A 19,730-nucleotide genomic window follows, 5' to 3' on the forward strand; every position below is an offset into this window, starting at 1 on the left:
AAGTCCCGCACACGGCGGGACTTTTTTATTTATAAACAGCTAATTAGAATCTTGGGAAGTTAGCAGCATTGTTGTACCACCAGGTGATCACAACAAATGCCGGGTTTCCAGGTGTACCACCACCAAAAGCAGTTATCTTAGCTTTTGAATAGTGACCGTCATCATCATAAAGGAAGAAGTAGTTCGTTTCTCTGTCGCCAACATTATTAGTCCAGGTTCCCGAAGATACAAGTGGTGAGTTAGTTCCATCGCTTAGTGTCCCTGAAGTTCCTGCTCTGAATTGAGTAACTCTAGTTAATCCATTTGTAGTATTTAGGTTAGCACTTTGAACTAGGAATCCATTAGATGAATAATAAATATCAACATCCATCTTATTAGCACTTGAAACACCATAGGCCATTCCGGTTGAAAGATCCAGACCACTAGGCTGTGAAGCTGACGTTCCTACCGTTTCCCAAATTGTATCCTGGTAAACTGTATAGTTCAATGCTTCATTTAATGTGATACTTGGATTTTGTGTTTGATTTGCAACAACTGTTATAGAGAAAGTTGTATCAAGAAATTCAGCTAACTTAAGTGTAAACTGATGAGTTCCCGCTGATAGATTTGAAATTGTATTTGGTGTTACTTTACCTGAGTCTACACCATGAACCCAAATCTGTGCACCGGAAGGCGTTGAGCTAATAAACACTGAACCGGTTTCTGCGGGTGTTACCGGATCATCTGTGCTTTCGCAAGATGAAATAAATACTCCCAGTACTCCTAACATCAATATTAAAAATAGTTTTTTCATTTATGTGCTCCTTTTATTGTTATTTCTTTTTCAGGTTGAAAGTGAATTTTGTTTTGTCAACATTCTGCGTGAATGTTCCGCTTAATGAACCAAGATCTTCCGATAGATTTGCAAAGTAACTGCCTGCATACCGGCTGTGCAGTAAATCCTTCATAGTCAGTGTGTTCTTTTCAAGATTAAGTTTTCCAGATACCTGCTGATTAATTACTTCACGGTAATTAATTGTTATTGTGCCTTTAAAACTTAAGCTGTCCTGCTCAGTAATTTTCAATGTTGTTGCTCTGCTGTCAAACTTTCCTGTCCAGGTTCCTTTTAAATCAGGTATACTAACAGTCATCTCGGGATCCTCAGCCATCATTGTGTCTTTTGGTTGCTCGGCAGGGGTTTGTTCAGTGATTTGAGTTTTTGGCTGCTCTTCCATTTTTGGTTCTTCTTTTTTCTGTTCACCGCATCCGGCAACAAAAATAATTAGTGCAGCCAGCAAGAACGTAAATATTCCCGCAAAACTTTTATTGCTCATTGTTTTCCTTTCAATTTTTGGATGGTCTAATTTAATATTTATAAGACAGAATTAAAAATTCGTACAAGCTTGATTTAATCTTAAATGATTAAGAAATCAACAGGTGTAAAAATTTTTCATCTTACATTTTTGATGAAAAAAGAATTTATCAAATTATTCTATTAATTCTGCATCTATAACAAGATAGGGAACAGACAGGCTTATCCCATTATCAGTATGTGCCTTAGCATTCAGTTTCGATTCGATTAACAAAAAAATTTCCTGAGCTCTTTCGGATGGAATGATTTTCTTCCAGCTTTTTATAAATGCTATTCTGATCAGGAAATAGTTTAACATTGATGTTCCATCTGCGAATTTATAGCTGAAAGAAGACAATGATTTATTTACTCTGAAATTATTTTCTTCAAACAGTGCTATCATCTCATCCACCGGTTTTCTCTTTTCATAAATGTGTTTGTCAACATCGGCTGTCAGTTCACGTAATCCTGATTCAACAAGAGCATCTTTAAATACATTATAAAACTCAATCATAGTTTTGTCGAGGTTCATAGTAGCAACAAACTGACAGCCATTTTTTGCAATCCTTCTGCATTCACTTAAAGATCTTCGAAGATCCTGGACATTGTTCAAACCGTTATTGGATACGATTAAATCAATTGAATTATCAGGTAGATTTATTTCTTCGGCGTAGCCATTGATTAATTCGACATTACTAATGTTATAGACTTTAAGTTTTGATGTTAAATGATCAAGTGCCGCAGTCCATGGATCAAGTCCGTATACTTTAGATGTTGAACCAAGCCGCATGGCTATTTCAGTCAAAGGAAATCCGGTACCGCATCCGATATCCAGCGCAGTGATATTTTTTTTATATCTCACCTTTTCCAACAACGCAATTCCGAACGGTGCTGACCAGAATGGAAGTTCATCCAGATATGAAACCAATTCAGGATCATCGAAATTAAATTCAGCAGATAGAAAATCAGGCTGCATTGTTGGAACCCATTTTATTTTTATCAAAAAGAAAAATCGAATTGTGCAAAAGGGAAAACAAAAAACTTTTTAGACAATTCCTCAATTCCCATTGCATACATACATCTTGCACCGAATGCTATTCTGTGATTCGGTGTAACATTGAAGAAAAATCCGGGTGATGCATTAATGAATGCAGCAGAAGATTCCCCTCTTGTATCATCAACAACATTATTTAAAAATAAACCTGAAAATTCAGGGTCATATTCATTCGGTTCAAAGTCCGTTAATGTTTGTCCGAAGATTCCGAATGACAGAAAGAAATTAACCGGTAAGGTTTCAACACTTGAATTGTATGTAAGCTGAACAAATGGATTCAGGTGCATTTCTTTCCCGCGGTCCCTGAATAGACTTACGATAGTATACTCGGAAGTGAATGCAGGTCTAACCGTTGTTACAACAACAGTAGAGGCAAAGTACTGGTATTCCTGAAATAATATTCCGAGATCAAAACGGAGAGAAAAATTTTCTTTAACTGAATAAGTACCTACGGAAACATTTCCGTTAATCAGGCTTGTGCTATTCGAATTTGTAAACCCAATTCCCATTCCGACAGCAAATAACTTTGAGATCTTAAAATCTATATCAAGTCCGGCGGATATTTCGGGCATGCTCCATGAAAAATTATCTTTATCATAATCGAACCGGTTTGCGTCGGAGAAATGCAGAGTAGGTCTCCCATCCTGCATAATAGTATCAAGTTGCAGAACCCCAAATTCATTCACCTTTGTATGTCCCTCTACTTTTCCTGAAATATTTTTGGAATTGTTATGATAAATTACTCGTGGAGAAATAGTAACGGAAGCATCTTCACCATCCTGCATCAAATGAACCGGGGGAACATTCACTGGTCCGGTCACTTTGATATCCTGTAAATAGATTACCTGTTCCGTTGATGTACAACCTGAAAAAAGTATTAATGCATATAACACAAAAATGATCGCGGAGAGAACAACTTTCTGCCTCATTTAATACCTCACAAATCTAATTGAACTTAATTTTGCTTAGTACCGGGTAATGATCTGAAGGAAATCTGCCTTCGTATTTTTTTGCAATTATTGAATGAGAATTAACACTGATATTTTCAGTGACAAAAATAAAATCTATTTTTTCACCCGGTCCTTCAATTGTTCCAAATCCATTAAATGTAATATTGCCTCCGGTATGCGGCGTGGCTGAAACAAATTGAGCGTCAAACATTTTTTTATTACTGCTTGAGGTAATCTCTTTATAACCTTTTGATTCTTTTGTAAAATTAAAATCACCCATAAGTATTACTGGGTCGCCGGAAGTTTCTTCAACTATCTTATTCATTATTAGTTTTGCGCTTTCATATCTTGCGGAATCACCGACGTGATCAAAATGAGTATTGTATACATAGAAATATTTACCCGATTCTTTATCCTTTAGTTGAATCCACGTTGCGACTCTGTTAAATGCAGCGTCCCATCCTTTTGAAGGTTTATATGGTGTCCATGAAAGCCAGAAAGTACCTTTAGTAATTAATTGAAATTTATCTTTCTTATAAAATATGGGAGAGAATTCTCCTTTTTTAAAACCATCATCCCGTCCTATGCCCTCCCAGTTATAAATTATCAGTACACTATCAATATAATTTATCTGGCTTAACAGCGCTTCCTGCAGTCCTATTATATCCGGTGAATTTTTAATGAACAGATCAGTTACAAAATTTTTTCTGTGTTCCCAGTCATTGGTATCTGATTGAGGATTCACTCCCGCAAATCTGATGTTATAAGTCATTACTGTAAGCTCATTGCTTTCAGAATCTGATTGAGCAATTAAATAGCTTTGATTAAGTGCAGCTAACAAAAGGACAGTTGAAAATACTGGACTAAACTTGGTTGAAATGATTATAAAACTTTTCTTAAAAATGTTTTTTGCGAGTGAACGGTTTATCATAAAAATGTAAATGCTGTTTAATTATTTTTTTTGATGAATCAACTTAATGAGAAAAAGAATAAATATTAAAACAAAAATTTTTAGCTAAATGCAGTCTATTGATACAGTCGTGTATTTAATTGAATTGGTAAATATTATTTACCTGTGTGTAAAATAGTTATTTACAAATAACCGTTTTCGTAAAAAGTACCGGAAGTAATTACCATTCTGTTACTTTTTACATCGTAAATATTACAGGCACCATTCTCATCTTTAAACTCTACCTTGGTCTATCAATCTAAAATCCGATTAAAATGAGACGCGTATTTTTCAGATGTGTGGAATAATAGTTGAACTAACTAACCCGAATCCCGGTTACCGGATTCGTAATTAAATATTTATTAAAAATAATCAGGGGAAAAAAATGAAATACGCAGGGGTATTTTTCGTTTTTGTAGCAGCTTTAATGCTCACATCTTGCAGCAGTCTCGATCAGGAAAATCCAACAACAGTTCAAATGCAAAAATCATCGGTTACAACATTTGTGTATCCGTATGCATTTATGACTGAGTTCCAATCAGTTCCTGTAAAAGACTACTTCACATTTAATGATGCCATTCGTGTAACAGTACCAGGAGTTCCATTCAAGGTTGAACAGATGTTCGCATTAATAGAATATCTGCCAAGTCCGGATATGGATTACTCTGTTTCAACATTGTTATTCTTAGGCAATCCAAATGCTGTAGAATTTACTATACCTGTTCTTGGCGATAAAAATATCGTGAATGTAGAAGTATTTGCATTACCACAAAGGAATATTCCAGACCTGGTAACAAATTTTCCATACGATTTTTGCCAGGACTTTGACAAACTCAATGTCAACAACTGGAGTGCAAGTGGAAAGAATATAAAAATCAGTTGTGATGATGCTGAAAACGTAAACGAATTATTTGCCGAAATTTTTTATAAAGCCGGAAAAGTTATTGTATATCTTGGTCAGCCAGAAAACACTACTTTTGAAATACCAGCTTTTGGAGATATGGGTGTAACATCAATTAATCTTTTTGGATATTCAGGACCGGAAGATTACAGAACCGCATCAGTCAAATAAGCACGTAGTTCAAGATTTTAATTAAAGCCGGATTTAAACACCCCGGCTTTTTTTATGTTTATCCATTGTTACCTGTTCGTAAGTTTTACCGATAATTTATTCTTATCACTAAATGATTAATTGAAACTGTCTTAGTAATTTTTTTGAAACGTCAACTGCGAATAATGGCATTATAGTTGCGAAAATCTTACTAAAATAATACAGGAGATTACAATGGGTTATCTGGAAATAGGGGTTATACTTTACCTCGCTGCACTTGTAGTTTTAGCACGTAAAAATTTCAGGAAAGTTTCTGAGGCAATGCGCGGCTATAATGCTGAAAAAAGTTTAAAGTAATTTTTATCCGATTGTTTGTTTCATAGAAGATCAGGACTGTTTAGTACAGAACCTGATTTTCTATTTTAAAACTACTTATCAATCACTCTCGCTCCGCTTTCAGTACCGATTATAACTCTGTCACAAACATTTATAAACAGTCCGCTATCAACAACACCCGATATAAGTTTTAATGAAGTTTCAAACTCTTCAGGTTTATCAATTGATCCAATATGCAGATCAATGATATAATTACCGCTGTCAGTTACGTAAACAACTTCATTGTCCTGTCGCAACTTAGGGTTGTAACCTTTAGATACAAAGTCCTCAATTAATTTTTTTGATGCTAACGGTATTACTTCAACCGGCAAAGGAAATTTACCGAGTTGTTTCACAACCTTTGAGGAATCGACTACCCATATATTTAGTTCTGAATTTTTTGCCACGATCTTTTCAAACAGAAGAGCTCCGCCTCCGCCTTTAATACCGTTAAGCTTTTTATCAACTTCATCGGCACCATCTATTGTTAGATCAATTTTATCTACATCATTTATTGTTAACAGTGAGATGTTGAGTGATTGAGCAAGTCTGGTTGTTGAAGAAGATGTAGAAATGCACTTAAGATTCATTCCCGATTTTATCAACTCAGCGACTTTTATTATTGTGTAGTAAACAGTTGAACCTGTACCTAATCCCAGCGTCATTCCATCACCGATATACTCAACTGCTTTTTCACCTGCGGATTGTTTTGCATTCATCAAATTCTGTCATTACTTAATTTTAATTATTTGAAAAATAGACAGAATCAAATGGTTTTACAATTATTATTTATTCATAGATATATGAAGAGCAGCAGAATAATCTGAATATTATAAAGGTATATGAAAAATATATTAATAATAATTTGAATAAATAGATATTTGCTTTATTTTATTAAAGCAGTTTTAAATATTATTGTCATAAGGCTTATTGAAATGAAAATAGATAAGATTGATAAGAGAATCCTGGAAATACTTCAGAGCGATGCATACATCACAAATGTTGAACTCGCTTCCAGAGTAGGTATATCACCGCCGGCAATGCTTGAGAGAGTTAAGCGCCTGGAAAAATCATCCGTAATAAAAAAGTACGTTGCACTTGTTGATAACAATAAAATCGGGAAGGGAACAATCGCACTTGTTTCCGTATCACTTACAGCACATCAGCTCAGTTCGATAGATTCATTCACAGCAGCAATAGAAAAGCTTGATGATGTACTTGAGTGTCATCACGTTTCAGGTGATCATGATTTTCTTCTTAAAGTCTGTGTGAAAGATATTCAGGCTTATGAAAAATTTATTCTTGAAAAGCTGACAAGAATCAAAGGAGTTGACAGGATAAAAACAACATTTGTGCTTTCATCCGTAAAGAACAGTACAAAAATACCCGTCGAACAGATTTAATAAAAAATTTTTAGGAGAAAAAATGTATAAGTATGACCCAAGCAGGAAAATTCAGGACTACCTGGTTTTTGGTGAGTTCGGTGATGTAAATCCATCAATTACTGATTCATCAACATTTACTTTTATGAGTCCGGAAAAAATGAACGAACTTTTCGACCACGAAATAGAAGGATGTTTTCTGTACTCACGTCATTGGAATCCTTCAAACAAATATCTTGCTGATGCACTTGCCCGGCTTGAGGATAGTGAATCAGCGATTGTTACTTCATCAGGAATGTCTGCAATAAGCTGCACAATTTTGCAATTGTGCAATTCGGGTGATGAAATAATTTCAAGCAGAACTATCTACGGCGGTACATATGCTTTATTCAAAAATTATCTTCCTAAGTTCGGGGTTAAAGTCAGGTTCGTTAATACACAGGATCTTAAAGCCGTAAAAAATGCGATTACAAAAAAGACCAGACTTATTTACTGTGAATCAATGAGCAACCCGCTACTTGAAATAGCTGATATTCCATCTCTGAGTAAAATTGCAAATGCTAATAAATTAAAACTGATAGTGGATAACACATTCAGCCCGATCATCATTTCACCAATAAGACTTGGAGCTCATGTTGTTATTCACAGCCTGACAAAATTTATTAATGGAACGAGCGATTGTGTCGCAGGTTGTGTTTGTTCAAGCCATGAATTTATTTCACAATTGACAGATATTAATTCCGGCTCGGCAATGCTGCTCGGTCCGGTGTTAGATAGTTTCAGGGCGGCAAGCATACTTAAAAATTTACATTCACTTCATATCAGAATACACAAGCACAGCCAGAACGCTTTGTATCTCGCGAAAGAATTTAAGAAAATCGGGTTGAAGGTTTATTATCCCGGACTGCCGATTCACAAACAGCACAAGCTCATGAAAAAAATAATGAATAGAGATTTTGGTTTTGGCGGAATGGTGGCGGTGGATGCGGGTACATCAGAGAAAGCCGATAAACTGCTTACGAAAATGCAGGAGGAAAAAGTCGGATATCTTGCAGTAAGTCTTGGTTACTTCAAAACACTGTTCAGTTCTCCGAGCCATTCTACATCTTCCGAGATTCCTGAAGATGAACAGAAGAAGATGGGTTTAAGCAGCGGCTTAATCCGCTTTTCAGTTGGACTTGATGAAAACATGAAACAAAGTTTTGAAAGGATTAAGAAAAGTATGAAGCAGGTAGGGGTGATTAAATAATTTTGATTTACAAAGAAGCTGTACACTTGCTTACAGCTTCTTTGAATTAATAAGTTTTCAATTTCAGTACAAATCAAATCGTTAAAAGCTATTCTTAAATAATTTTAATATTTTAGTAATAGATTTTTTAATAAATGAAATGAGCTGAATGAACAAGCAGGTGCAAAAAATCGGGCTTATACTGGTGCTTATCATTTTACTTCCTGCAGCCATTTTTACAGTTTTCGAAATTACATCACTCGATGATAATGAACGCGTGATTGAAGAAATTTACCGCAATCAGCTTGAAGCGATTTTATACTCCGTAAATCAATACTCCGAAGACGCGGCGAGTACGTGGGCAAACAGGATAGATAATTTATTTTCAGGCTGGAACATTGAAAATAAAAGCTATGACTGTAGGGAGTGTGAAAGATTTTTAACTGAGAATAATTCCATCACAGGGATATTCAAATCAGATACTTCTCTTTCCGGAGTTAACAGATTTTTTTCGTCTGGTTTGAAAGACAATTCTTCTATTCCAATTGTCTCAGGGATTGAAGACTCACTTCAAAAGAAAATTAACAATTTAGTACAAACCAACAGAGCAGGAATTGAACGACTGCTGTCTTATAAATCGGGAGGATACAGAAAAATACTTCCTGCTGTGACTGGAGATGGTTCAGGAGAATCGATCCTTTTGTTTATCTCCGGGGATAATTCTACTACAAGGTATTTATATGGAATAGTTGTTAATGCAGAAACATTCATTGAATATGTACTTTCACCCAAGATACAGGAAATTGCCCGTGATGAGTTTACTATTTCAGTAACAAATGAAAAATCCAAGCAGCTTGTTTATACATCCGGAAAAGAAAGCGGTGAAACAATTCAACAGAAAAAAAGTTTATGGCTGCTTCCTGAATATTCGCTGGGGATTGCGCTTCGTGGTAATACTATCGATGACATCGTCAGGGAAAGGATGTACATCAATCTTCTGCTGATATTAATTTTAGTACTGACACTAGTTATTGGCGCGTGGATAATATTCAGGAATGTAAAACGCGAAGTGGAACTCGCACAGATAAAATCAGACTTCGTCTCAAATGTTTCGCATGAACTGAGAACACCTCTTGCATTAATAAGTATGTTCGCCGAAACACTTGAAATGGAAAGAGTAAAAACTGAATCCAAAAAGAAAGAATATTATTCAATCATAAGTCATGAGGCGAACAGATTAGGAAGGATTGTAAACACAATACTTAATTTCTCGAAGATGGAAGCAGGTAAACGAAAATATACTTTTGCGATGGAAGATCTTAATGATATTGTTGTGTCGATTTATCAGAACTACAGCTACCATCTGTTTAATAAAGGATTTGATTTTGAATTTGAACCAGGGATAGATCTTGTAAAAATTAATGTAGACCGTGAAGCAGTCTCCGAAGCAGTTGTTAACCTTGTTGATAATGCAGTTAAGTACAGCAGTGATACAAAGTATATAAAAATTCTTACCGGTAAAGAAAACGCTTCACTTTACATTGAGGTACAGGATAAAGGCATCGGTATAAACGAAGAAGAACAGAAAAAGGTTTTTGATAAATTCTATCGTGTCTCAACGGGGCTTGTTCATTCAACAAAAGGTACAGGGCTAGGTTTATCTCTTGTTAAACATATCATGGACGCACATTCGGGTACGATAGAACTGAAAAGTAAACCCGGCGAGGGAACTACTTTCAGATTAATATTTTTTGAAAATTTATTAAATACTGGCGGAGAACAAAATGGCTAAAATATTAGTCGTTGATGATGAACAAAATATGAGAACCGGTTTGAAAGATAACCTTGAGTTTGAGGGTTATGAAGTTGAAACTGCAAATGACGGCGAACAGGGTCTGAAAAAGATTCTGGATAACGGTTATAATCTTATAATCCTTGATGTGATGATGCCAAAAAAATCAGGCTTTGAAGTATGCAAGGAAGCAAGAAAAGCCGGTGTAACAACTCCGATAATTTTACTTACTGCTAAAGGTGAAGAGATAGATAAAGTACTCGGGCTGGAACTTGGTGCTGATGACTACGTTACAAAACCATTCAGTCTGCGGGAATTATTGGCAAGAGTAAAAGCTGTTTTAAGACGAGGTGATGATTCGAACAGTGAAAAACAAAAAGATAATTTTGCAAAGATTGGAAGGCTGGAAATTAATTTTGCGACTTATAACGCTGCAGAGCATGATAATCCGGTTCAGCTTTCACATAAAGAATTTGAGATTCTTCATTTCCTTTGGAAAAAAAGAAATTCAACTGTAAGCCGTGATGATCTGCTAACTGAGATATGGGGGTATGATGAAAGCCCGACAACGAGAACTGTCGACAATTTTATATTGAAACTGAGACAGAAAATTGAAAAAGATCCTAACCATCCGCAGATAATTATTACTGTTCACGGAATTGGTTATAAGTTGATAGATACTTGACGATCAGCAATCGATTCTATCCTGATCATGACATTTTTTTACATGTCTTTACGCTGAAAAAACACACGTAACATTTATCGGGTATAAGTTTGAACCGAGAGTTTTAATTGATGTTTAATTAAAATATTGGAGGTTCAAATGAAACGGTTAGTGTTAGCAGCAGTTTTAGTTTTAATCAGTTCAGCAGGGTTAGTAGCACAGAATCCGGCTAAGTTAAATATTAAACCGGCATATCTGAAGAATCTTGAGCTTGGTATTATGTCTGAGAACAACGGACTAAGCCGCAGCTCAGTTTATCTGTGCGGTAAATATAAAATAGCTGAACTTGTAAATGTTCTTACAGAAAAAGTAAAGAAAGAGGAAGATGAATCTTTAAGATTATTGATCGCTCTTACTCTTAATGAAATTTCTACTCCTGAAAGTATGGCTGTCGTTGACGGGATGTCTGTAAATGATCCTGATCTGAGAGTTAAAAAGTTCTGCAAATTAATCATGAATGAATACCTTGACACTCAGAAGCTGGTTGATGTAGATTACTAATAAATAACTGAAAAAGTTCATAACTGATATTGATCCGGTACGCTCAATGAAAAAAATAAAATATAGCTTAAAAAGTTTTTTGATCCTGATCCCGTTTTTCTTAATTGCCTTAGTTACGGGATGCGAAATTCAGTCCGGTGACATTGAAGATAACAGGATCATGAATCTTGCAGGCGACTGGAAATTTAATATCGGTGATGACGAAGAATGGTCTAAACCGGAGTTCAACGATGAAAATTGGGAAACAATCAAAGCTCCTGTATCATGGGAAAATGAAGGATTCTTTGGTTACAACGGGTTCGCATGGTACAGGAAGAATTTTAGTATCAGTTCAACTTTAAAAGGAAAATCATTGTATCTGCATCTCGGATATGTTGACGACGTTGATGCCACATATATTAATGGTCATCTTGTAGGTTACTCAGGTTCTTTCCCGCCTGATTACCAATCCGCATATTCTGCTTACAGAAAATATTCTATACCGGAACAGTATATCAATTATGACGGGAACAATGTTATTGCTGTTCGTGTTTATGACTCCCAGCAGGAAGGCGGCATTGTAGCGGGCAATATCGGCTTTTATTCTGAAGGCGATAAGCCTGTATGTGATATTAATCTTGAAGGACTTTGGAAGTTCAGTACAAATGACAGTTCTGCATGGATGAACATATCCTTCGATGATTCAGGATGGGATAATATTATTGTGCCGGGAATGTGGGAATCACAGGGCTTCAGAGATTATGACGGGTTTGCGTGGTACAGGCGTTCTTTTACTATAGATGAAAATCTTGCCTCACAGAAATTAGTATTGTTGGCGGGAAGGATAGATGATTTTGATGAAGTCTATCTTAACGAAGTCAAAATTGGTACAACAGGAAATATTGTTGATGAGCAGTTAAGTACAGATCTTTCAAATCTCGGTGATTTTTATCGTCAGGCACGCGGTTACTTTGTACCGGATGGACTTTTGAAGCCGGGCAAAAAAAATACAATCGCAATCAGGGTATACGACGGATTTAAAGACGGCGGTATCTATGAAGGTCCGGTTGGATTAATTACACAAAAAAAATACAGTCAGTTCTGGCGTGAAAAAAAGAAATCGGAATTCTTTTAAAACTATAGACCGGGCATTCTTCCAAATATTTTTTCCCAAAAAATTCTGAACTAAAACCTGCACTTATTTTCTGCAAATTATTAATCATTTAATCATCTGAAAGCCAGAAGATTGTGAATATTATTTTTTAATTTTATACAGTAATATTTTTCAAAATTATGACAGCATTTAACGAGGTAAAAAAATGACCAAACTAAACGAATTAGCTCAGATAGGACAATCAGTGTGGCTTGATTTTATTAGCAGGAAATTGTTAACGAGCGGCGAACTGAAAGAATTAATTTTGCGCGGGTTGAGAGGTATGACATCCAATCCGACAATCTTCGATAAAGCAATTTCCCAAAGCAATGATTATGATGAAGAGATAAAAAAACTGATAAGCAAAAAATTATCAATTGAAGATGTTTATGAACAACTGGCTATTAGCGATATATCTGTTGCTGCAGATGAAATGCGGACGGTTTACGATTCTACTAAAGGTCTGGATGGTTATGTAAGTCTTGAAGTAAATCCGTTTCTGGCAAACAACACACGAGATACAATCGATCAGGCATTAAGATTATATAAGACACTTAATCGTCCGAATATCATGATCAAAATACCCGGAACGCCTGAAGGTATCCCTGCTATTACCGAAGTCATTGCATCGGGAGTGAATGTTAATGTCACTTTAATTTTCAGTGTAGAGAATTACAGGAATGTAGTCGAAGCATTCATCAGCGGATTGGAAAAACTTGATGCTGCCGGAGGTGATGTTAGTAAAATTGCTTCTGTTGCTTCATTCTTCGTGAGCAGGGTTGATACTGCTGCCGATAAAGAACTTGAACTGAAAAAAAATAAAGAGCTGATTGGAAAAGTTGCAATTGCAAATTCAAAAATTGCGTTTGATTATTCGCAGCTGATTTATTCATCGCCTCGCTGGAAAAAACTTGCTGACAAAGGTGCACGCGTTCAAAGGTTGTTATGGGCATCAACAAGCACAAAAAATCCGAATTACAAAGACACAATTTATGTTGATGAACTTATCGGACCGGACACCGTCAACACAATGCCCCCGGCAACTATAGACTCATTTGTCGATCACGGTATTGTAAAGGAAACTCTGAGCCAGGGAATACCGGAAGCAAAACAGCAGATCAAAAAACTAAGTGATCTCGGGATCAGTCTTGATGCCATAACTGAAAAATTACAGGTCGACGGAGTTAAATCATTTTCAGAATCATTTACATCACTACTCAGCAGTCTTGAAAGCAAAGTAAAAAAGCTAAAGGAAGAGGTTGGTGTATGACATTTTCGGCAGACACTTTTCAGGAAAAAATTAACAGTACAATAACACGTCTTGTTAATGAAAAAGTTGTAGAAAGAATCTGGGAAAAAGATTTTACAGTATGGAGCAATAAACCGGATGAAATAGTCAACAGGCTTGGATGGTTAATCAGTCCTGACGTAACAAAAAAATCATTTGATGAAATAAAAAATTTCGTTGCCGAAATCAGAGCAGAAGGATTTACACACGCACTGCTTATGGGAATGGGAGGCTCAAGTCTTGCCCCGGAAGTTTTCCGGTTAACGTTCGGAGTCAAAGAAGGTTATCTTGATCTGTCAGTGCTTGATACAACGGACCCGTCCACTATTCTTTCCTTTGAAGAAAAACTGGAGCCATCAAAAACACTTTATATCGTTTCGACAAAATCCGGCGGAACAGTTGAAACAATTTCATTTATGAAATATTTCTATAACTCTGTGATGAGCAAACTCGGTAAGGAAAAAGCCGGGAATCATTTCATAGCAATAACTGACCCGGGAAGCGGGTTACAGCAAATGGCAATCGATCTACGGTTCCGAAAAATATTTTTAAATGATCCTGAAATCGGGGGAAGATATTCCGCATTGTCTTTGTTTGGTATTGTTCCAGCAGCATTGATTGGTGTTGACGTAGAAAAGATAATATCTGCTGCATCAAGTGAAGCAGTGAGATGTAAAAAATCCGGTTTAAACATTAATGACAATCAGGCATCAATACTCGGTATAATGCTTGGAATATTTGCTGAAGCCGGTAAAAATAAAGTGACTTTTCTTCTATCTGAAAAAATAAAAAGTTTCGGCGGCTGGGCTGAGCAGCTTATAGCAGAAAGCACAGGAAAAATTGGGAAAGGAATTTTACCTGTTGATCTTGAAGAACATCAACTGCCTGAAAATTATGGAACAGACAGAGTTTTTGTAAACGTCCGGCTTGAAGACGATCTTTCAAATAATTCATTCATCCAGTCAATAAAAAGTTCAGAACGTCCTGTAATTGAAATAGTGATGGATGATGAATATGATTTGGGAAAAGAATTTTTCAGATGGGAATTTGCAACGGCTATTGCCGGATGGTATCTCAGTATTCAGCCATTTGACCAGCCGAATGTTGAAGAAGCAAAAGTGATTGCAAGAAGAATGGTCAAAGAATACCAGGAGAAAGGTAAACTTCCTGAATTGATTCCAACTCTTAATCAGAATGGTATTAAAGTTTATAGTGATGTTGGTGCTGATAATGTTAGTGATGCTGTGAAAAACTTTTTAGATGGCACCAACAGTGGTAAAAACTATGTGGCAATACACGCATATCTAAAGCCCGGTGAAAGAATATTCAAATCATTACAGGTATTGCGCACAAAAATTTTAGAAAAGTATAAGGCTGCCACAACTTTAGGATTTGGTCCAAGATTTCTCCATTCCACCGGGCAACTCCATAAAGGTGATGACGGTTCAGGTTATTTCATTCAAATAATAAACATTGAAGAGAAGGAAGCAGCAATTCCCGATAATGCAGGCTCGAATGAGACCTCAATAAGTTTTGGAATTTTAATACGGGCCCAGGCTTTGGGTGACAGGCAGGTTTTGATTGATAATAACCGCAAAGTTCTTACACTGGAAATAAGCGGGAATGCGGAAAAAGTAATCGAAAATCTTTTTTAGAATTTTTAAAATAAAAAAACCGGGGGGCTCTCTCTATTAAAACCTGAAGGCTTTACAATTCAGGTCCGCGGGCGCAAATTAAATCAGAGCGAGCCGGTGATTATTGCTAATCCCCCGGTAGTAACATACTCACAGATATTCATCGGTTCGGAATTTAAGTGCTGTTTAGTACATTTGATCATCATTCTAACGTAGTGTTTTATTTAGGTATCTATGAGCAGTTGACTTTAAACTCAAAACTGCGGCATACTTAATTCATCGTATAGCCTACTCCATGAATCCGGGCACACTCTAGTTCTCATATCATCGTTCTTCGGTCCGCCGCAGTTATTTAAGTTCTGGCAACCGGAAAAATCCGGTTCAAACAAAATTTCAATTAATGCTGAATGATGCGGGTTCTCTATCTTACTAACTTAAGGCACAGTTCATTCGGTTATCACTCAGTTCACTCACTAACTCATCAACACAGAACCCGCTGTCATCATTCAAAGCACAGATCTCCAATCTTTTATCAGTAATCTTAGCCTGTTCATCATTTATTCAAAGAGCGGAATTCATAACTAACTCGTAAGCAAAATAATCGTTCAAAGGTTTTTTGGATATAGTGTATAATTTGAAAATGCAGTAGGATTATTAAAGACCGGGCTGTAGTATATCCTCTACAAAAGACAATTGAATAAAATGAATACAGGAGAATCAGTGACAGATCTAAAAATCATCTCCCCTGAATTGATTTTTAATTTTATTTATCCGGTCTGACTAAATTTTTGAACAAGATTATCCAGAACTATAACCACGCGGTCAAACTCAGTTGTCTTGTCAAAAAAATAATCGGCGCCTTTCAGTTTACACTTTTCAACATACTGCGATGCAGTATAATTTGTTAACATCATTACCACAGTCGTCGGGGTTTTTGATTTGATCATATCAATCAATTCAATTCCGGGACCTGATGGAAGATTTATATCAAGGACAATTGCATCATAATAAAACTGATTTAACAGATTTTTAGCATCCGGTAAATCATTAGCTTCATCTATTGCGGAAAGTCCGTCAATATTCTGAAGAAGCTTTATCAGGCTTTGCCTTATCGCGTTTGAGTCATCAACAATTAGTACACGTAACATTCTGTAAACACAAAGTGATCATTATCTCCTGTGATAAAATAATTTTTACCCGGAATTTGTTTCGTCAATAAAAAGATGAAAGTAGAGTAGTATAATTACTACACGACGGATTTAAACGAAAAGCTAATCGATGAGTTTGTTTGTTATTGCGTAGTGAATAAGTTCAGCATTTGAGGAAATATTAAGTTTCTCAAGAACTCTTGTACGGTATGTATTTACTGTACTAAGACTCAATGCAAGTTCATCAGCAATAATGGTTTGGGATTTTCCCAATGCCATCATATGCATAATCTGGAATTCTCTGTCGGATAAAAGTTCGTGTGCCGGTCTGGTCATGTCCGTATCCAGTGACCCGGCGATTTTTTCTGCAAGGTTTGGACTTATATATTTTCCGCCTGATGCAACTTTTCTGATTGCTTTTACAAGTTCATCAGGCGCACTGTCTTTTGTAAGATACCCGGATGCACCGGCTTTTAATGATCTTACAGCAAACCTTTCTTCCGGATGCATACTCAGTATTAATATTTTCTGTCCGGGTTTAAGTATTTTAATTTCCTTAAGAACATCAAGTCCGCTTTTGCCTGGCAGGTTAATATCAAGTATCAGAACATCCACTTTTAAGCTGATGATTTTGTCAGCGAGTTCAAAAGGATTGCCGGATTCTCCTGCAACGGTAATATCGGATTCTTCTTTTAATATTTTTTTAAATCCCTCACGTATGAGTGAGTGATCATCAGCGATAAAAACCTGTATCATAATTAATTATTTTAATTGTTAAATACTTATGGGAACTTCGATAGATAATCTTGTCCCTTTACCGTCATCCGAATCAATTTTAAAATTTCCGCCAAGTATAATTGTTCTCTCTTTCATACCAAGCAGACCGAATGTTTTTTTCTTTTCCAATTTTGTTTTGTCAATACCAACGCCGTTGTCTGAAATATCCATCATTAATTTGGAGTCCTTTGAATAAAGGTTTACACAGACTTCTGTCGCACTGGCGTGTTTAACTACGTTTGTCAATGCTTCCTGGAAAATCCTGAAGACAGCTATTGCAGCCTGGTTATTTATTTCTAAATCATCCATCGCTTTTTTGAATGAATGCTTAATCCCGGTCTTCTCTGAAAATTCCTGTATCTGCCATTCCAATGCGGGGATCAGTCCAAGATTATCAAGAACTTCGGGTCTTAGTTCAGTAATCAATTTCCTTATTCGCTTAACAGCTTTGTCAATTATCTCAGTCATTCCTTTTATCTCGGATTGAAAGTCAAATTTATGATGACTTTGATCACCAGAAGAAATATTCTTTCCCAGCAGTGTTAAATTTATTTTAAGGTACGTAAGAACCTGTCCAAGTTCATCATGGATTTCCCGTGCAACTGCAGTCCTTTCCTCTTCTCTTATATTCTGTAGATTTGCCGCAAGCTGTCTGAGTTGTTCTTTAGAATTCCGGAGTTCTTCTTCAGCAATTAATTTTTCTGTTACATCATTAGCTAAGATCAACCGGGCGGGTTCGATTCCAAAATTAATTGAATGAGAAGCGATTTCAGCGTTAATAACTGTTCCGTCCTTTTTTTTGTGCTGCCAGATTCCCGCATAGTTAAAATCATTGAAATTCTTTTTTATAAATTCTCTTAATTTTTTTACTTCAGTAACAGGTCGGATATCTTCAATCGTCATAGATAAAAATTCTTCACGCGTGTAACCGTATTTCTGTTCAGCGGCAGAGTTAACTGCAAGAAACCTGAGTGTTTCAGTATTGTAAACCCACATTGGTAATGGATTGTTCTTGAATAACAATCTGTATCTCTCTTCTGAATTTTTTAGTGCATCTTCAAGAAGTTTTCTTTCAGTGATATCCTGCGCAGTTCCGAAAATCCTGACCGGATTATTTTGTTCATCATAACTGAATTCACCTTTGGTAAGAATATTTCTTACTGCGCCATCAGGACGTACGATCCTGTATTCAACTACCATCGGCTTTCTGTTGGTTAACGCATCTGATTGAGCATTAATTCTTTTCTGCCTGTCTTCAGGATGAATGGCTGAAAATAGATCCTGGTACTGAGCTGAAATTCTGTCTTCCGGAATACCGAAGATTTCATAAATATGATGCGACCAGGTCATTCGGTTAGTTTTCAGATCAAGCTCCCAGTTGCTAAGGTTTGCAATCTTCTGTGCTTTGTCCAGCATCTGCTGACTGTACCTGAGTTCATCCTCAATCTTCTTTCGCTTCTCAAGTTCACTCATCAGGTCATTTGAACTTTTCTGAAGTTTATTTTTGTAATGAACAGTTATGATTAGAATTAGAATTGTTATCAAAAGCAGGGCACCCAGTATGTACTGCAGGTACCTGCTTAAGAATTTAATTATTCCAGGGTCATCATCAATCAGTAGCCACTTATTATAGATTTTATCAAAAGTACCGTTTAATTTTATTTCACCAAGACCCCGGTTAAGCTCCATTAATAATTTTGTATTACCTTTTTTGACTGCGAGCCTGTATTCACAGGGAAGAAGCGGGGGACCGCTTGTTGTAACGTTGTCTAAATCCAGTTTGTTGATGACATATCTGCCAACCTGTTCGCCGAGTATTGTACAATCATGTTTACCCGAAGACAATAACTTCAACGCAGACGGTTCATCATTAACAAGAATCAGGTTTACATCAGTTTGCATCGATAACAGTAAATCATGAACATAGGCATGATCCTGAAGAATAATTTCTTTACCGAAGCATTCTTCAAGTGCTGAAACCGGAGGGGAATCTTTTCTTATAAAAATCTGGTGATTGATAATTGTAAATGCATCTCCGAAATCTACATTCTCCGACCGTTGAGGAAGGTAAAACATTGAAAGTATATCGGCGCTTCCTTTATCAATTTTTTTCCGCGCATCAGTCCAATTCATTAATTCAACGCGAACATCTTTGTTTAAAATTTTACCGATCGCTCTTATCAATTCAACATTAAAACCAGCCGGTTTACCACTTTGATCAAGGTATTCGTAAGGGGGATATCCTTTATCTCCCACATACACAAGTTCATTTATTTGCTGTGCAGAAATTTCCAGGTTTAATATGATGGAGAGAGCTGCAAATGCAATTGCTCTAAGAGGTATAAAAACAGAAAAAATATTCTTTATTATTTTTGAGACCGGCATTTTATCATCAGAGTATTTTATTGAGAGAGG

General features: G+C 36.2%; 18 protein-coding genes. 9 read left to right on the forward strand and 9 right to left on the reverse strand.

Annotated features, from left to right (window positions below; all coding sequences use genetic code 11):
• Positions 1–43: 43 nt before the first annotated feature.
• The 5 genes from IPM56_01555 to IPM56_01575 all read right to left on the reverse strand — a co-directional run bounded on the left by IPM56_01555 (position 44) and on the right by IPM56_01575 (position 4,265).
• Complete coding sequence (locus IPM56_01555; GenBank protein ID QQS36669.1) at positions 44–793, reverse strand: PEGA domain-containing protein; 750 nt, start codon at positions 791–793, stop codon at positions 44–46.
• A gap of 19 nt (positions 794–812) precedes the next feature.
• Positions 813–1,313, reverse strand: coding sequence for a hypothetical protein (locus IPM56_01560; protein ID QQS36670.1), 501 nt, complete (start codon positions 1,311–1,313; stop codon positions 813–815).
• Between the two features lie 153 nt (positions 1,314–1,466).
• Positions 1,467–2,306, reverse strand: coding sequence for a class I SAM-dependent methyltransferase (locus IPM56_01565; GenBank protein QQS36671.1), 840 nt, complete (start codon positions 2,304–2,306; stop codon positions 1,467–1,469).
• A 23-nt stretch (positions 2,307–2,329) separates the two neighbouring features.
• Positions 2,330–3,313: a hypothetical protein gene (locus tag IPM56_01570; GenBank protein ID QQS36672.1), complete on the reverse strand. Its 984-nt coding sequence runs from the start codon at positions 3,311–3,313 to the stop codon at positions 2,330–2,332.
• Positions 3,314–3,329: 16 nt separating this feature from the next.
• Positions 3,330–4,265, reverse strand: a complete 936-nt coding sequence (locus tag IPM56_01575) for an endonuclease/exonuclease/phosphatase family protein (GenBank protein QQS36673.1) — start codon at positions 4,263–4,265, stop codon at positions 3,330–3,332.
• A 403-nt stretch (positions 4,266–4,668) separates the two neighbouring features.
• Between IPM56_01575 and IPM56_01580 the strand changes: the two genes are divergently transcribed.
• Complete coding sequence (locus IPM56_01580; protein ID QQS36674.1) at positions 4,669–5,355, forward strand: hypothetical protein; 687 nt, start codon at positions 4,669–4,671, stop codon at positions 5,353–5,355.
• Between the two features lie 407 nt (positions 5,356–5,762).
• Here IPM56_01580 and rpiA read toward each other — a convergent pair whose 3' ends face one another.
• Positions 5,763–6,428, reverse strand: a complete 666-nt coding sequence (gene rpiA, locus IPM56_01585) for a ribose-5-phosphate isomerase RpiA (GenBank protein QQS36675.1) — start codon at positions 6,426–6,428, stop codon at positions 5,763–5,765.
• Between the two features lie 216 nt (positions 6,429–6,644).
• Here rpiA and IPM56_01590 point away from each other — a divergent pair, with 216 nt between their 5' ends.
• The 8 genes from IPM56_01590 to IPM56_01625 all read left to right on the forward strand — a co-directional run bounded on the left by IPM56_01590 (position 6,645) and on the right by IPM56_01625 (position 15,411).
• On the forward strand, positions 6,645–7,112 hold the full coding sequence (locus tag IPM56_01590) for an Lrp/AsnC family transcriptional regulator (GenBank protein ID QQS36676.1): 468 nt from the start codon (positions 6,645–6,647) through the stop codon (positions 7,110–7,112).
• A 22-nt stretch (positions 7,113–7,134) separates the two neighbouring features.
• Complete coding sequence (locus IPM56_01595; GenBank protein ID QQS36677.1) at positions 7,135–8,340, forward strand: aminotransferase class I/II-fold pyridoxal phosphate-dependent enzyme; 1,206 nt, start codon at positions 7,135–7,137, stop codon at positions 8,338–8,340.
• 148 nt (positions 8,341–8,488) lie between these two features.
• A complete protein-coding gene (locus tag IPM56_01600) occupies positions 8,489–10,111 on the forward strand; it encodes a HAMP domain-containing histidine kinase (GenBank protein QQS36678.1) in 1,623 nt (540 codons plus the stop codon).
• Entirely contained in the window at positions 10,104–10,796 is a 693-nt protein-coding gene (locus IPM56_01605; GenBank protein ID QQS36679.1) for a response regulator transcription factor, read from the forward strand. Before IPM56_01600 ends, IPM56_01605 begins: the two co-directional genes overlap by 8 nt.
• A gap of 138 nt (positions 10,797–10,934) precedes the next feature.
• A complete protein-coding gene (locus tag IPM56_01610; GenBank protein ID QQS36680.1) occupies positions 10,935–11,336 on the forward strand; it encodes a hypothetical protein in 402 nt (133 codons plus the stop codon).
• Positions 11,337–11,382: 46 nt separating this feature from the next.
• A complete protein-coding gene (locus IPM56_01615; protein ID QQS36681.1) occupies positions 11,383–12,450 on the forward strand; it encodes a beta galactosidase jelly roll domain-containing protein in 1,068 nt (355 codons plus the stop codon).
• 184 nt (positions 12,451–12,634) lie between these two features.
• Entirely contained in the window at positions 12,635–13,738 is a 1,104-nt protein-coding gene (gene tal / locus IPM56_01620) for a transaldolase (protein ID QQS36682.1), read from the forward strand.
• The gene (locus IPM56_01625) at positions 13,735–15,411 is read left to right on the forward strand and encodes a glucose-6-phosphate isomerase (GenBank protein QQS36683.1); all 1,677 of its coding nucleotides are present in this window, start codon (positions 13,735–13,737) and stop codon (positions 15,409–15,411) included. The genes tal and IPM56_01625 overlap by 4 nt, the downstream gene beginning before the upstream one ends.
• Before the next feature lie 746 nt (positions 15,412–16,157).
• On the opposite strand, the gene IPM56_01630 is transcribed toward IPM56_01625, so the two are convergent.
• From IPM56_01630 to IPM56_01640, 3 genes are all read right to left on the reverse strand, one after another.
• A complete protein-coding gene (locus IPM56_01630) occupies positions 16,158–16,538 on the reverse strand; it encodes a response regulator (protein ID QQS36684.1) in 381 nt (126 codons plus the stop codon).
• 123 nt (positions 16,539–16,661) lie between these two features.
• Entirely contained in the window at positions 16,662–17,294 is a 633-nt protein-coding gene (locus IPM56_01635) for a response regulator transcription factor (GenBank protein QQS36685.1), read from the reverse strand.
• Positions 17,295–17,312: 18 nt separating this feature from the next.
• Entirely contained in the window at positions 17,313–19,700 is a 2,388-nt protein-coding gene (locus IPM56_01640; GenBank protein ID QQS36686.1) for a transporter substrate-binding domain-containing protein, read from the reverse strand.
• Positions 19,701–19,730 lie beyond the last annotated feature (30 nt).

Source organism: Ignavibacteriales bacterium (assembly GCA_016700155.1).
Classification (GTDB): Bacteria; Bacteroidota; Ignavibacteria; order Ignavibacteriales; family Ignavibacteriaceae.